The organism is Streptomyces sp. NPDC006207 (assembly GCF_040613835.1).
Lineage (GTDB): Bacteria > Actinomycetota > Actinomycetes > Streptomycetales > Streptomycetaceae > Actinacidiphila.
In genome coordinates, this window is record NZ_JBEXSX010000005.1 from 37,283 (window position 1) to 51,018 (window position 13,736).

Genomic DNA, 13,736 nt, shown 5'->3' on the forward strand with positions numbered 1-13,736 from the left:
CATCATGGCTATCTTCCTGACCAAGGAGAGCAAGGTCATCGTCCAGGGGATGACCGGTTCCGAGGGCACCAAGCACACCCGGCGCATGCTCGCCTCGGGCACCAACATCGTCGGCGGCGTGAACCCGCGCAAGGCCGGCACCAGCGTGGACTTCGACGGCACCGAGGTGCCGGTCTTCGGCTCCGTCGCCGAGGCCATGGAGAAGACCGGCGCCGACGTCACCGTCATCTTCGTCCCGCCGAAGTTCGCCAAGGACGCGGTCATCGAGGCCATCGACGCCGGGATCGGCCTCGCGGTCGTGATCACCGAGGGCATCGCGGTCCACGACACCGCCGCCTTCTGGGCGTACGCGGGCAGCAAGGGCAACAAGACCCGGATCATCGGTCCCAACTGCCCCGGCCTGATCACCCCCGGCCAGTCCAACGCGGGCATCATCCCGGCCGACATCACCACCTCCGGCCGCATCGGCCTGGTGTCGAAGTCGGGCACGCTGACCTACCAGATGATGTACGAGCTCAGCGACATCGGCTTCTCCTCGGCGGTCGGCATCGGCGGTGACCCGATCATCGGCACCACCCACATCGACGCGCTGAAGGCGTTCCAGGACGACCCCGAGACCGACCTGATCGTCATGATCGGCGAGATCGGCGGCGACGCCGAGGAGCGTGCCGCGGCCTTCATCGCCGAGCACGTCACCAAGCCGGTCGTCGGCTACGTCGCGGGCTTCACCGCGCCCGAGGGCAAGACCATGGGCCACGCCGGCGCCATCGTCTCCGGCTCCTCCGGCACCGCCCAGGCGAAGAAGGAGGCCCTCGAGGCCGCCGGCGTCAAGGTCGGCAAGACCCCGTCGGAGACGGCCCGCCTCGCGCGCGCCATCCTGCAGGGCTGATCCTCGCCTCCGTACGGAGGCACGCACACGGGCCCGTTCCCTCCGGGGGGCGGGCCCGTGTGCGTGTGCGCGGGCGCGCTCAGCGCACGGGGGCGGAGGTGCGCTGCCCGACCGGTCCGTGGTCGGCCGCGACGCGGTCGCTGAGCGGCCCGAAGACCAGCCCGACCGCGGTCGCCAGCGCTATCACCACCGTCGCCACCACGGCACCCACCGTGCGGATGCGCAGCCACTGCTCGCTCAGTTCGCGCACCATGGCCGCCGGGAACTCCGGCTGCGGCTGCTCGTCCAGCAGGTCGCCCAGCCGGGCCGGCGCCCCCTCGCCCAGGGCCTCGCGCCCCCGGACGATGCGCCGCCTGGTCATCGAGGTGGTGGCCATGCTCTCCGCCGCCGTGCGCCGCAGGCTCAGCCCCAGGCCGTCGTGGAGCAGTACGGCGTGCCGGGTGCCGCGCGGCAGCCGCTGGAACGCGCTGCGCTCCCGTGGCGGGGTGCGGTACCAGGGCAGCGTCTGCTGCCAGGGCGCGAGGGCGTGGTGGTGCGCCTCCGCACGGATCCACCCGGCCGGGTCGGGGTCGACGGCGACCTCGGGCCACCGCTGCCAGGCCAGGTCGAAGGCGCGGTGCACGGCGTGCCGGGCCAGCCGCATGTTGCCGGTGAGCAGTTCGACCTGGCGGAGCAGGGCGGGCGCGTTGCGGGTGTACAGCCCGTCGAAGGCCGCCTGCGCGGCCTCGGCGATCCGTACGGCCTCGATGGCCGGGTCCGCGGCCTTGCGCGCGGCCTTGCCCGCGGCCTCCGGTTCCGGGGCCTGCTGCCTGCCGGGCGGAGCGGACGCGGGGGCGGGGTCGCGGGGCCGCTCGGCCCCCGTCGGCTCCACCCGTTCCGCGGACGCGCCCGATTCCCCCGCACCGGCCGCCTGCGCGGCCTGCGGGTCCTTCGCGGCGTTCCCGGCCTGCGCCGCCCCGAGGGCCTTCGCCGGCCGGGGACGCCTTCGCTTCTTGATGGCCTTCGCGGCCCTCGCCGTGGATGTGCGGCTCATGCGATCGACCACTCGGATCGAATGAAGAAACGCATAACGCCATATTCCGCGACACGACGGTCATTCGCATGCTGCCACGGCGAAAGGGGGTGTTCTTGGCAGCATGAGATCCGTGAGTGCCGCAAGCGCCCTGAACCACATCGTGCACCGGATCCGGGCCGCCCACGAGACCCTGCGCACCTCCGAGTCCGCCCCCGCCTTCACCGGCGGCGTGGTCGCAGCGGGCCTGGGCCTGGGCGGCTTCGCCATGCTCGTGCTCTTCCTGTGGGTCGTCTCGCCGTTCCCCGACAGCGGGCTGAACGGCGCCCTCCACGTCGCCGCGGACTGCTGGCTGCTCGCCCACGGCGGCGGCCTGGTGCGCACCGAGACCCTGTCCGGCGTCGCCGCGCCCATCGGCGTCACGCCGCTGCTGCCCATGGCGTTCCCGGTGTGGCTGCTGTACCGGGCGGGGGCGGACGCCGTCGCGCCGGCCTCGGACGACGAGGTCGCGCGGTCCGCCGTGGCATGGCTGATCGGCGGGTACCTCGCGGTGGGCGCCGGGGTGGTCGTCTACACCTCGTACGGGCCGGTGCGCAGCGACGCCCTCGGTGCCGCGGTGCACCTGCCCCTCGTCGCCGCCCTCGCGGCGGCCGCGGGGGCCTGGACGGAGCGGGGGCGGCCGCGGATCCCGCTGCCCGCGTGGCTGTCCCGGGTGACCGTGGCCGTGACGGTGCCGCTGCGGGATACCGCGGTCGTGCTGCGCTCGGCGGGGGCGGGCGTCTGCGTCCTCGTCGCGGGCGGTGCGGCGCTCACGGCGGTGACCCTGGCGTTGCACCCCGGTGCCGCGGGTGCGTCGTTCACCCGGCTCAGCGAGGCGCTGTCCGGGCGGCTGGCGGTGCTGGCGGTGGCGGTCGCCCTGATCCCGAACGCCGCCGTGTGGGGCGCGGCCTATGCGCTCGGCCCCGGTTTCGCGCTCGGCACCCAGGCCGTGGTGCGTCCGGCCGGCGTGGCGGGGGAGCCGGTGCTGCCGGACTTCCCGCTCCTCGCGGCGCTGCCCCAGCCCGGGCCCGGGACGTCGCTGGCCTGGGTGGTGCTGGTCGTGCCGGTGCTCGCCGGCGTCGCGGTGGGGGTGCTCGCCGTCGACCGGCGGGAGCCGTGCGGCCCCGGGCGCACCGCGGCGCACGCCGCCCTGGGCGGGCTGGTGTGCGGGATCGCCATGGCGCTGCTCACCGGGTTCGCGGCGGGGCCGCTGGGCACCGGGGCGCTGGAGGACTTCGGGCCGTCCTGGTGGCTCACCGGGTTCGCGGCGGCCGGGTGGACGGCGGCCGCCGGTACGCCCACGGCCCTGCTGGTGCGCTGGGTGCGGGTCCGCCGTGCCGCCGCCGCGACGGAGGGCCGGGACGTGGAGGGCGAGGACGCGGTGGGCGAGGACGCGGAGGCGCAGGGCGACGCGGTGCGGGGTGACGCGCTGCCCGGCGCCGCCCCGTCGGAGGCCTGAGCCTCCGTCCGGGGCCGGCGCGAGCGGCGCGTCAGGGGGTGTGGAGCACGTCGCGCAGCGGGGTCGGCAGCAACTGCTGGCAGGCGTCGCGCGACGAGGAGGTCAGCGCGTCGCGCGTGCAGGAGTAGTAGTCCTTGTAGACGACCTGGGTCGTGAAGGTCGTCGCCACGACGCAGAGGGCGAGCCCGCCCATGATCAGACCGCCGAGCGCGGCCGGGCGCTGCGGCTTGCTGCGGGGGTCGGTGGGCCGCTGCGGCGGAGGGGTGGCGCCGCCCTCGGTCAGCAGGGCGGCCGCCTCGGCGCGGGCCTTGGCCCGTTCCTCGGGCTTCATCCGCAGCGCGTTGACGCTCCAGTACAGCGCGAGGGCGCCGAGCAGCAGCCCCACGTACGTCCAGCCCAGGAAGAGGGCGAAGAACAGCCCCCACATGCCGCAGATCATGGCGTAGCGGGCACGCCGCTGGGCGGGGTCGGTGGGGTCGAAGCGCGGACCGTCCGGGCGCCGTCCGTCGCCGTAGCCGCCACCGGGGCGGTCGCCGTAGCCGCCGTCCTGCCGGCCGGGCTGCCGCTCGCTCCACTGGCCGCCCCACGCCGGGGGCGGCGGAGGAGGTGTGGGCGTGGGGCGCTCGTCCCCGGAGTCGGAGGGCTGCTCCGGCCGGCGCGGCTGCCAGGGCTGCTCGGGGGCGTTCTCCGCCGGCGGGGCGAACGGGTTGTCCTGCTCGCGGCCTCGGCCACTGCTCATGCTTGCCTGGGTCATCCCCTTGCCGTCGACTCCTCGAGTTGTGGGACGTGTGACTTCGCCGTTCTTCACCCCAGACGCTACCGCCCGCGCGCTCCCCCGTCCCGTGGGGGCGGTCGGGTGTGCCGGTATCGTTGCTGACGGTCGACGGCCTCGTAGAGTTCCCCGGAATTCCGGCGATCTTCGAGTCGTACGATCCTCCAAAGCGCCGGATCCCGAGAGATGACCCGCAGTGGCCACAGTCTTTCCGCCCCTTTCCCGCCCCGCCCGACTCGTCGTGCTCGTCTCCGGTTCGGGCACGAACCTGCAGGCGCTGCTCGACGCGGGACTGCACGTCGTCGCCGTCGGCGCGGACCGGTCCGGCATCGCCGGCCTGGAGCGCGCCGAGCGTGCCGGGCTGCCGACGTTCGTCTGCCGGGTCACCGACCACGGCGACCGTGAGGCGTGGGACGCCGCGCTGACCGGGGCGGTGGCCGCGCACGAGCCCGACCTGGTCGTCTCGGCCGGGTTCATGAAGATCGTGGGCAAGGAGTTCCTCGCCCGGTTCGGCGGCCGTCTCGTCAACACCCACCCGGCGCTGCTGCCGAGCTTCCCGGGTGCCCACGGGGTGCGCGACGCCCTCGCGTACGGCGTGAAGGTCACCGGCTGCACCGTCCACTTCGTCGACGACGGCGTCGACACCGGCCCGATCATCGCCCAGGGCGCGGTCGAGGTCCGGGAGGACGACACGGAGGAAGCGCTCCACGAGCGCATCAAGGAAGTCGAGCGCACGCTGCTCGTCGACGTCGTGGGGCGGCTGTCCCGCGACGGCTATCGCATTGAGGGACGAAAGGTTCTGTTGCCGTGAGTACCAAGCGGGAGATCCGTCGCGCACTGGTCAGCGTCTACGACAAGACCGGTCTGGAGGAGCTGGCCCGCGGCCTGCACGAGGCGGGCGTCCAGCTGGTCTCCACCGGCTCGACGGCCGGGCGGATCGCCGCCGCCGGGGTGCCGGTCACCAAGGTCGAGGAGCTGACCGGGTTCCCCGAGTGCCTCGACGGCCGCGTGAAGACCCTGCACCCGAAGGTGCACGCCGGCATCCTCGCCGACCTGCGGCTGGAGGACCACCGCCGGCAGCTGGAGGAGCTGGGCGTCGAGCCCTTCGACCTGGTCGTGGTCAACCTCTACCCCTTCCGCGAGACGGTCGCCTCCGGCGCCTCGGAGGACGAGTGCGTCGAGCAGATCGACATCGGCGGCCCCTCGATGGTCCGTGCCGCGGCCAAGAACCACCCGTCCGTGGCGGTCGTGACCAGCCCCGAGCGGTACGCGGACGTGCTCGGCGCCGTCCGTGAGGGCGGCTTCGACCTCACCACCCGCAAGCGCCTGGCGGCCGAGGCGTTCCAGCACACCGCGGCCTACGACGTCGCGGTCGCGAGCTGGTTCGCGAGCTCGTACGCGCCCGCCGACGACAGCCCCTTCCCGGACTTCCTGGGCGCCACCTACGAGCGCAAGAACGTGCTGCGCTACGGCGAGAACCCGCACCAGGCCGCCGCGCTGTACACCGACGGCGGGACGGGCCTGGCGAACGCCGAGCAGCTGCACGGCAAGGAGATGTCCTACAACAACTACGTCGACACCGAGGCCGCGCGCCGGGCGGCGTACGACCACGACGAGCCCTGCGTCGCGATCATCAAGCACGCCAACCCGTGCGGCATCGCGGTGGGCGACGACGTCGCGCAGGCGCACCGCAAGGCGCACGCCTGCGACCCGCTGTCCGCCTTCGGCGGCGTCATCGCCGTCAACCGGCCCGTGAGCGTGGCCATGGCCGAGCAGGTCGCCGAGATCTTCACCGAGGTCATCGTCGCGCCCGACTTCGAGGAAGGCGCGGTCGAGGTCCTCGCCCGCAAGAAGAACATCCGCGTGCTGCGCTGCCCCGAGGCGCCCGTCGCGGAGACGGAGTTCCGTCCGGTCGAGGGCGGGCTGCTGCTGCAGGAGAAGGACCGCCTCCAGGCCGCCGGGGACGACCCCGCCACCTGGACGCTGGCCACCGGCGAGCCGCTGACCGCCGACGAGCTGGCCGACCTGGCGTTCGCCTGGCGGGCCTGCCGGGCCGTGAAGTCCAACGCCATCCTGCTGGCGAAGGACGGTGCGACGGTCGGCGTCGGCATGGGCCAGGTCAACCGGGTCGACTCCGCCAAGCTCGCCGTCCAGCGGGCCGGCGAGGAGCGGGCCGCGGGCTCCTACGCCGCCTCCGACGCCTTCTTCCCCTTCCCTGACGGGCTGGAGGTGCTCACCGGCGCGGGCGTCAAGGCCGTGGTGCAGCCCGGTGGTTCGGTGCGCGACGAGGCCGTGGTCGAGGCCGCGCGCAAGGCCGGCGTGACCATGTACCTCACCGGGACGCGGCACTTCTTCCACTGACCGGCCGGTGTGCCGGAACGCCGAAGGCCCCCGCCGGTGCGGGGGCCTTCGGCCTGCGGGCGGACCCGCTCAGTACTGCGGGCGCTTGAACCAGGCCGCCGTCTCGGCCTTCGCCGCGAAGACGATCAGCAGCACGCTGAGCGCGAGCGGTGCGAGCAGCAGGAAAGCGCCGCTGATCATGGTGGCGACACTGCTCAGCGCGACCAGCACGCCGATCACGATGGACCCGATCCGCGTGCCGTTGCCGCCGGTGCTGTACTTGGCGCCCATGCCGATCGACAGCACGGCGAAGGCGAGGAAGAGCACCCCCATGACGTAGACCAGGCCGATGGGCATGGTCAGTTCGTCGGTGTCGTCCACGCTCTTGAGCGCCGCGGCCCCGAGCAGGAGCAGCAGGCCGCCCAGGATCTGCAGCCCGCCGAGCACGAAGAGCATCGCCCGGGCCGTCCTGGCCGACGACGGCATGACCTCCGGCCCGCCCGGGTACGCCGCGAACGGCGCGTGCGACTGCGGCTGCTGGGGGTAGCCGTACGGCGGCTGCGCCTGCGGCTGGGGCTGCGTCGGGTAGCCGTGACCGGGCTGGGCCGGGGGCTGTTGCGGGTATCCGTACGGCTGCTGCGGTGGCTGCCGGCCGTAGGGATCGCCGGGGCCGGGCGGATAGCTCACTTCTCACTTCCTTCGCGGGGACGGGGCCGGGGGAGCGGGCCTACTGGGTCTTGACGACGACCGAGTTGAGGATCTTGTCGGCGAAGGTCTGCTTCTTGTCGTCCCACAGCGGCCACAGGTAGCCGATGTAGCAGGCGGCGCCGTCCAGGCCGTGGCACAGCCGGCGGACGAAGGCCATGCCGAAGCCGAGCGGACGGCCGTCCAACTCCCGCAGCACGCTGATGCCGAGGGCCTTCTTGCCCGGCGTCTGGCCGGTCTTGCCCTCGCGGTAGCACAGGAACAGGCTGCCGGCGAGGGACAGCAGGAAGCCCAGACCGATCAGGGCGATGGCACCACCCGGCATCGTGGGCGCGGGGCAGGAGTAGGTGCCGCTCTGGTCGCACGCGCGGGCCGCGTCGACCACCTCGGCGATGAACTGCGCGTAGCCGATGCCGATGAGGATCATCGGCACGAGTCCGGCGACCAGGAAGTCGATCAGCGTCGCACCCACCCGCGCACCCCAGCTCGCGAACGGGGGCATGCCCGGGACGGGACCGGCGGGGCCCCCGGGGTGGCCGCCGTAGCCGTACGGGCCCTGGGCCTGCGGCGGAACGGCGCCGTAGGGCGGCTGGGGCTGCGTCGGGTAGCCGTAACCGGGCTGGGCCGGGGGCTGCTGCGGGTATCCGTAGGGCTGCTGAGGCGGCTGCTGGCCGTACGGATTGCCGGGACCGGGCGGGTAGCTCACGTTGGCTTCTTTCGCGCGGATGGGACTGGGGACGGGCCACATCGTCCTGGGCGGCGTCATCCGCTGTCCAGCGTTGGTGTGCGGACCTGAGAAGATGGAGGTATGACCGCCCAGATTCTCGATGGCAAGGCCACTGCCGCCGCGATCAAGTCCGAACTGTCCACCCGCGTCCAGGCGCTCAAGGCGCGGGGTGTCACCCCGGGGCTGGGCACGCTGCTGGTCGGCGACGACCCCGGCAGCCGCTGGTACGTCGCGGGCAAGCACCGCGACTGCGCGGAGGTCGGCATCGCGTCCATCCAGCGCGAGCTGCCGGAGACCGCCACCCAGGAGGAGATCGAGGCGGTCGTCCGTGAACTCAACGACAACCCGGAGTGCACCGGCTACATCGTCCAGCTGCCGCTGCCCAAGGGGATCGACACCAACCGCGTCCTGGGGCTGATGGACCCCGCCAAGGACGCCGACGGCCTGCACCCGACGAACCTCGGGCGGCTGGTGCTCAACGAGCGCGGCCCGCTGCCCTGCACCCCCAACGGCATCGTGGAGCTGCTGCGGCGGCACGGCGTGGAGATCAACGGCGCGCACGTCACCGTGGTCGGCCGCGGCGTCACCGTCGGCCGCTCGATCGGCCTGCTGCTGACCCGCAAGTCGGAGAACGCCACCGTCACCCTCTGCCACACCGGCACCCGCGACCTGTCCGCCCAGCTGCGCCAGGCCGACGTCATCGTGGCCGCCGCGGGCGTGCCGCACCTGGTGAAGCCGGAGGACGTGCGACCGGGCGCGGCCGTGCTGGACGTCGGCGTCAGCCGCGACGAGAACGGCAAGATCGTCGGCGACGTGCACCCGGGCGTGGCCGAGGTCGCCGGCTGGATCTCGCCGAACCCCGGCGGCGTCGGCCCGATGACCCGGGCCATGCTGCTGGCGAACGTGGTGGAGGCCGCGGAGGGCCGGTACGCATGACCGGGACGGGTCCCCGTACGCAAGGGGCGGCGCCGGAGGAGGGGGCCGACGAATCCGGCCGCAGCCGCCGCTTCCAGGTGCTGACCCGCGGCACCGCGCGCCCCGAGGGCGGCGGCCGGGCCATGGGCGCCCACGCCCCGGCCCCGGCCCGTCAGTGGCCGGTCCTCGTGGTCTCCGGCGCGGTGCTGCTCGGCCTGGTGCTGGTGGCCGCGGACGTCACCCGGGCCGGCCTGGTGCTGGTCGGCTCGGCGCTGCTCGCGGGCGCGCTGATGCGCCGGCTGCTGCCCTCGGTCGGCATGCTGGCCGTCCGCAGCCGCTTCACCGACATGATCACCTACGGTGTGCTGGGCGCCCTGATCGTGCTGCTGGCGCTGATGGCGCAGCCGCACCCGGTGCTGGAGATCCCCTTCCTGGAGGATGTCGTCCGCTTCTCCGTGCGTTGATCCGGTTACGCTGTGTGGCCAGTGTCCTGACGTACGACGTGCACCCCGGGCACACGTCACCGGCGTGAGAGGGAGAACGACTCCCATGGCCAAGATCAAGGCAAGGAACCCGGTCGTCGAGCTCGACGGCGACGAGATGGCGCGGATCATCTGGCGGTTCATCAGGGACGAGCTGGTCCTGCCGTACCTCGACATCGAACTGGTCCGCTTCGACCTCGGCATCGAGCACCGGGACGCCACCCACGACCGGGTGACGGCGGAAGCGGCGGAAGCGGTCGGCAGGCACGGCGTCGGCGTGAAGTGCGCCACCATCACGCCCGACGAGGCGCGGGTCGCGGAGTTCGGCCTCAAGGGGATGTACCGCTCCCCGAACGCCACCATCCGTGACCGCCTCGGCGGCGGGATCTTCCGCGAACCCGTCGTCCTGCGGAACGTGCCGAGGGCCGTGCCCGGCGGGACCCGTCCCGTGGTGATCGCCCGGCACGCCTTCGGCGACCAGTACCGGGCCACCGAGCTGCGGATCCCCGGCGCGGGCACCCTCGCCCTGAGCTTCACCCCGGCCGACGGCTCCGACCCGGTCGAGCTGGAGGTCCACCACTTTCCGGGCGCCGGTGTGGCGCTCGGCATGGTCAACCTGGACGACTCGATCCGCGAGTTCGCGCGCGCGGCCTTCCGCTACGGGCTGGCGCGCGGGCTCCCCGTCTACCTGTCCACGAAGAACACGGTGCTCAGGAAGTACGACGGCCGCTTCAAGGACCTCTTCCAGGAGGTCTTCGACGGCGAGTTCCGGCGCGAGTTCGAGGCGTCGGGCCTGGGCTACGAGCACCGCCAGGTCGACGACATGGCGGCCTCGGCCCTGAAGGGCGCCGGCGGCTACGTCTGGGCGTGCAAGAACTACGACGGCGACATCCTGTCCGGGGTCCTCACCCGGGGTGTCGGCTCGGCGGGGCTGATGACCTCGGTCCTCATGACCTCCGACGGCAGGACCGTGCTGTCGGAGGCGGCGCACGGCACGGTCACCCGCCACTACCGCAGGCATCAGGCGGGCCGGCCGACCTCGACCAACCCCATCGCCATGGTCTTCGCGTGGAGCCGCGGCCTCGCCCACCGCGCCCGGCTGGACGACACCCCCGAACTCGCCCGGTTCGCCGGGACGCTGGAGAACGCCTGCCTGGAGGTCGTCGAGGCCGGCCAGCTGACCCAGGACCTGGCGGTGCTGGTCGGCCCGGAGCAGCCGTGGCTGACGACCGAGCGGTTCCTCGCCGCCGTCGACGAGAACCTGCGCAAGCGCATGTCCGTCTGAGCCGGAACTCCGGCGCCGCGCGGCACCCGCACGACCGGGTACCCCGTCCTCCCCCCGTCGGAGGACGGGGCACCGTCGTGTTGGGGCGCCCCCCTCTGGCCCCCGGCGACGACGCTACGGCCGGCGGTGCCGGGAGGTCGTCCCGTGCCGGTTTGACCTTTGGGAAGGGGACGTACAACTTCCGCGGTAGGGCAGGGGACTGACGCACACCCGTACGGCCGGGGCCTACGCTGCGCCCGTGGGGAAAAAGGGGCTGGTCGACGTCCTGCTGGCGGTGGGTTTCACCGCCGCCAGCATGCTGCTGGGGCACGAACGGCCGCCCGGGGGCTGGATACGGCTGGACCTGTTCGGCTACGCGCTGACCGCCCTGGTCAACCTGCCCGTCGCGGTGCGCCGCTGGGCGCCGGCCGGTGTCTGCGTCTTCGTCTGCGCCGCCTGGACGCTGTACGTCGCCGCCGGGTACTGGCCGGTCGTCAACTCCATGGCTCCGCTGCTCGCGCTCTACACCGTCGCGGCCCTGCGCCCGGTCCGCACCGGGCTGGCGTGCGCAGCGCTGACCGGCGCGGTCTGGGTGTACGCCGGGCTGACGGCGGCGCAGAGCTCGATGGCCACGGTGGCCGCCCAGGCCGTGGTGTTCCCCCTGGTGATGTGCCGTTTCGGGCGGTCCGCCCGGGTGTCGGGCAAGCGCGAGGAGCGGCTGGCCCGGCTCACCGAGCAGCTGCGCACCGAGCAGCAGGACCGGGCCCGGGAGGCGGTGGCGCAGGAGCAGGCGCGGATCGCCCGCGAGCTGCACGACGTGGTCGCCCACCACATGTCGGTGATCTCGGTGCAGGCGGGCATGGCCGCGTACGTCTTCCGCGCCTCCCCAGAGACCGCCCGCGGCGCGCTCGACACCATCTCCGACACCACCCGCGAGGCGCTCCAGGAGATGCGCCGCATGCTCAAGGTGCTCCGCGCCGGGCCGGGCGAACCGGAGGAGGGCTGGGCCTCGTACGATCCGATGCCCTCGGTGACCCGGCTGGGCGAGATGATCGAGCGGGTGCGGGCGGCCGGCCTCGCCGTCGAGCTGCGGATCGAGGGCGAGCCGCGGCCCGTCGCCCCCGGTGTCGGCTTGTGCGCGTACCGGGTGGTGCAGGAGGCGCTGACCAACGTGCTCAAGCACGCCCCCCTCGCGCGGGCCCGGGTCCTGGTCGCCTACGAGCCGCACCACCTGACGGTGACCGTCACCGACGACGGCACCGGCACCGACGACGGCACCGGCCCGGGCAGCGGTTCGGGAGCGCCACCGGGCCGATCCGATCCGGCCACAATCGTCGCGGGAACGGGCCACGGGTTGATCGGCATGCGGGAGCGCGCCAGGCTCTACGGCGGGACGGTGGACATCGGCCCGCTCGGCGAGGGCTTCGAGGTACGGCTCGTGCTCCCCACGTCCGCGCGGGGGACAGAGCGGCGAGGGGACGCATCGGGCGTATGACCAGGGTGCTCGTCGTCGACGACCAGTTCCTGATCCGGGCCGGCCTCGTCGCGCTGCTGCACGCCGCGCCCGGCGTCGAGGTGGTCGGGGAGGCGGGCGACGGCGAGGAGGCCGTGGAGCGCGCGGCGCGGACCGCGCCCGACGTGATCCTCATGGACATCCGGATGCCGGGGATCAGCGGGGTCGTCGCCACCGAGCGCATCCTGGCCGCCGCGACGGACCCGCCGCCGCGGATCCTCGTCCTCACCACCTTCGACCTCGACGAGTACGTCTACACCGCGCTGCGCGCCGGGGCCTCCGGGTTCCTGCTCAAGGACGCCGGCCCCGAACGGCTGATCGCCGCCGTCCACGCCGTCGCCGGAGGGGACACCCTCTTCGCCCCCAGCGTCACGCGGCGGCTGATCGAGGCCTACGCGCCGCCCCGCCCCGGTGCCCCGCCCGTCGGCGCGGACCGCGCCCCGCCCGCCGAACTGGCGGCGCTGACCGCGCGGGAACTGGAGGTGCTGCGGCTGATCGCCCGTGGCCTGTCGAACCCGGAGATCGCCGACCTGCTCTTCATCAGCGAGGCGACGGTCAAGACCCACCTCAACCGCACGATGTCCAAGCTCGACCTCGGCAGCCGCGCCCAAGCGGTCGTCCTCGCCTACGAGACCGGACTCGTCACCCCGCGGGGAGCATGAGGATTCTCCGGATTTCATGCATCGAGCGTATGTGCGTCGCTACCGTGGGTTGACCGACGGAGCCGGGGGGTGCGTGGTGGCACGCTGGGAGCCATTGCCCGAGACACTGGACGGTGGCGCGCGCCGTCTCGCCGTGCACCTGCGCCGGATGAAGGACCGCAGCGGATTGAGCGTCCCGGCGCTCGCCGCGCACACGGCGAGCAGCACCGGGGCCTGGGAGCAGTACCTCAACGGCGTGCGGATCCCGCCGCGTGACGCGGTCGAGGTGCTGGGCCAGCTCAGCGGCGCCGACTACGACCGGCTGATCGCTCTGTGGGAGCTCGCCGACCGCGGGGTCACCGACACCATGAAGGGCTTCCCGTACGCCGACCCGCTCGACCCGCTGGCCCCCGTCGAGGGGATGCCCCGGCACGCCCTGCGGCGACGGCGCAAGGCCCTGCTGACGGTCGCGGGCGGGCTGGTGCTGGGCGGGGTGTTCGCGCTGCTCGTGGCGAGCGGGGTGGCCACCGACGGGACCGGGCGGGCCGATGCGCCGCTGGCTGCCCGCCCCACGGCCAGCGTGCCGGCCGGTCCCGCGCCCTCCGCCACGGGCTCCGCCGGGTCCGCCGTCACCTCCTGGCCCGGGTCGGTCCCCCCGGCGCAGGCGACGGACGCGCGGGCCTCCCGTACCGCGGGCGCCATGTCCCCCGACGGCGGCACGCCCGCGGCGCAGGTGGCGGAGACCGGCGGGGTGTCCTCCGCCCCGGGCAAGGGCCCGCACACGCCGCCCGTCACGGGCGGGACGACGACGGCGGCACCCGGTGGCGGCGCCCCCACCACCCAGGCACCGCCGCCCGCGACGAGCGCCCCGGCGGCGGCGCCCTCCCCCTCCCCGAGCCGCAGCTCCGGCAAGGGGCTCTGCCTGGGCCTGATCATCCTGGGCATCTGCATCGGATGACGGGCGCAACCGGACGGGCC

At 73.8% G+C, this 13,736-nt stretch carries 14 protein-coding genes; 10 read left to right on the top strand and 4 right to left on the bottom strand.

Translation table 11 applies throughout. The features are described 5' to 3' along the window. Nucleotides 1-4: 4 nt before the first annotated feature. Nucleotides 5-889, top strand: coding sequence for a succinate--CoA ligase subunit alpha (gene sucD / locus ABZ312_RS05170; RefSeq protein ID WP_499513515.1), 885 nt, complete (start codon nucleotides 5-7; stop codon nucleotides 887-889). Between the two features lie 79 nt (nucleotides 890-968). Here sucD and ABZ312_RS05175 read toward each other — a convergent pair whose 3' ends face one another. After that, a complete protein-coding gene (locus ABZ312_RS05175; RefSeq protein ID WP_500332129.1) occupies nucleotides 969-1,922 on the bottom strand; it encodes an RNA polymerase sigma factor in 954 nt (317 codons plus the stop codon). 112 nt (nucleotides 1,923-2,034) lie between these two features. On the opposite strand from ABZ312_RS05175, the gene ABZ312_RS05180 reads away from it, so the two are divergent. Then, nucleotides 2,035-3,399, top strand: coding sequence for a cell division protein PerM (locus ABZ312_RS05180; protein WP_500436512.1), 1,365 nt, complete (start codon nucleotides 2,035-2,037; stop codon nucleotides 3,397-3,399). A gap of 31 nt (nucleotides 3,400-3,430) precedes the next feature. On the opposite strand, the gene ABZ312_RS05185 is transcribed toward ABZ312_RS05180, so the two are convergent. Continuing rightward, nucleotides 3,431-4,138: a hypothetical protein gene (locus tag ABZ312_RS05185; protein WP_500332131.1), complete on the bottom strand. Its 708-nt coding sequence runs from the start codon at nucleotides 4,136-4,138 to the stop codon at nucleotides 3,431-3,433. Between the two features lie 229 nt (nucleotides 4,139-4,367). On the opposite strand from ABZ312_RS05185, the gene purN reads away from it, so the two are divergent. Together purN and purH are read left to right on the top strand one after the other, a co-directional pair. Further along, nucleotides 4,368-4,982, top strand: a complete 615-nt coding sequence (gene purN, locus ABZ312_RS05190; RefSeq protein WP_499513519.1) for a phosphoribosylglycinamide formyltransferase — start codon at nucleotides 4,368-4,370, stop codon at nucleotides 4,980-4,982. Next, entirely contained in the window at nucleotides 4,979-6,532 is a 1,554-nt protein-coding gene (purH, locus tag ABZ312_RS05195) for a bifunctional phosphoribosylaminoimidazolecarboxamide formyltransferase/IMP cyclohydrolase (RefSeq protein WP_500332132.1), read from the top strand. Before purN ends, purH begins: the two co-directional genes overlap by 4 nt. 69 nt (nucleotides 6,533-6,601) lie before the next feature. Here purH and ABZ312_RS05200 read toward each other — a convergent pair whose 3' ends face one another. Together ABZ312_RS05200 and ABZ312_RS05205 are read right to left on the bottom strand one after the other, a co-directional pair. Beyond that, on the bottom strand, nucleotides 6,602-7,198 hold the full coding sequence (locus ABZ312_RS05200) for a hypothetical protein (RefSeq protein WP_500436514.1): 597 nt from the start codon (nucleotides 7,196-7,198) through the stop codon (nucleotides 6,602-6,604). A 40-nt stretch (nucleotides 7,199-7,238) separates the two neighbouring features. Beyond that, nucleotides 7,239-7,922 (bottom strand): RDD family protein, encoded by a 684-nt coding sequence (locus ABZ312_RS05205; RefSeq protein WP_500332134.1) that lies wholly within the window; start codon nucleotides 7,920-7,922, stop codon nucleotides 7,239-7,241. A 102-nt stretch (nucleotides 7,923-8,024) separates the two neighbouring features. Here ABZ312_RS05205 and ABZ312_RS05210 point away from each other — a divergent pair, with 102 nt between their 5' ends. The 6 genes from ABZ312_RS05210 to ABZ312_RS05235 all read left to right on the top strand — a co-directional run bounded on the left by ABZ312_RS05210 (nucleotide 8,025) and on the right by ABZ312_RS05235 (nucleotide 13,716). Then, a complete protein-coding gene (locus ABZ312_RS05210; protein ID WP_499513523.1) occupies nucleotides 8,025-8,879 on the top strand; it encodes a bifunctional methylenetetrahydrofolate dehydrogenase/methenyltetrahydrofolate cyclohydrolase in 855 nt (284 codons plus the stop codon). Further along, on the top strand, nucleotides 8,876-9,322 hold the full coding sequence (locus ABZ312_RS05215) for a DUF3017 domain-containing protein (RefSeq protein ID WP_500332135.1): 447 nt from the start codon (nucleotides 8,876-8,878) through the stop codon (nucleotides 9,320-9,322). Before ABZ312_RS05210 ends, ABZ312_RS05215 begins: the two co-directional genes overlap by 4 nt. Before the next feature lie 85 nt (nucleotides 9,323-9,407). Next, nucleotides 9,408-10,625: an NADP-dependent isocitrate dehydrogenase gene (locus tag ABZ312_RS05220; protein ID WP_500436516.1), complete on the top strand. Its 1,218-nt coding sequence runs from the start codon at nucleotides 9,408-9,410 to the stop codon at nucleotides 10,623-10,625. Between the two features lie 238 nt (nucleotides 10,626-10,863). Beyond that, the gene (locus tag ABZ312_RS05225; RefSeq protein ID WP_500436518.1) at nucleotides 10,864-12,099 is read left to right on the top strand and encodes a sensor histidine kinase; all 1,236 of its coding nucleotides are present in this window, start codon (nucleotides 10,864-10,866) and stop codon (nucleotides 12,097-12,099) included. Continuing rightward, on the top strand, nucleotides 12,096-12,779 hold the full coding sequence (locus tag ABZ312_RS05230) for a response regulator (RefSeq protein ID WP_500332138.1): 684 nt from the start codon (nucleotides 12,096-12,098) through the stop codon (nucleotides 12,777-12,779). Before ABZ312_RS05225 ends, ABZ312_RS05230 begins: the two co-directional genes overlap by 4 nt. 94 nt (nucleotides 12,780-12,873) lie before the next feature. Next, nucleotides 12,874-13,716 (top strand): helix-turn-helix domain-containing protein, encoded by an 843-nt coding sequence (locus ABZ312_RS05235; protein ID WP_500332139.1) that lies wholly within the window; start codon nucleotides 12,874-12,876, stop codon nucleotides 13,714-13,716. Nucleotides 13,717-13,736 lie beyond the last annotated feature (20 nt).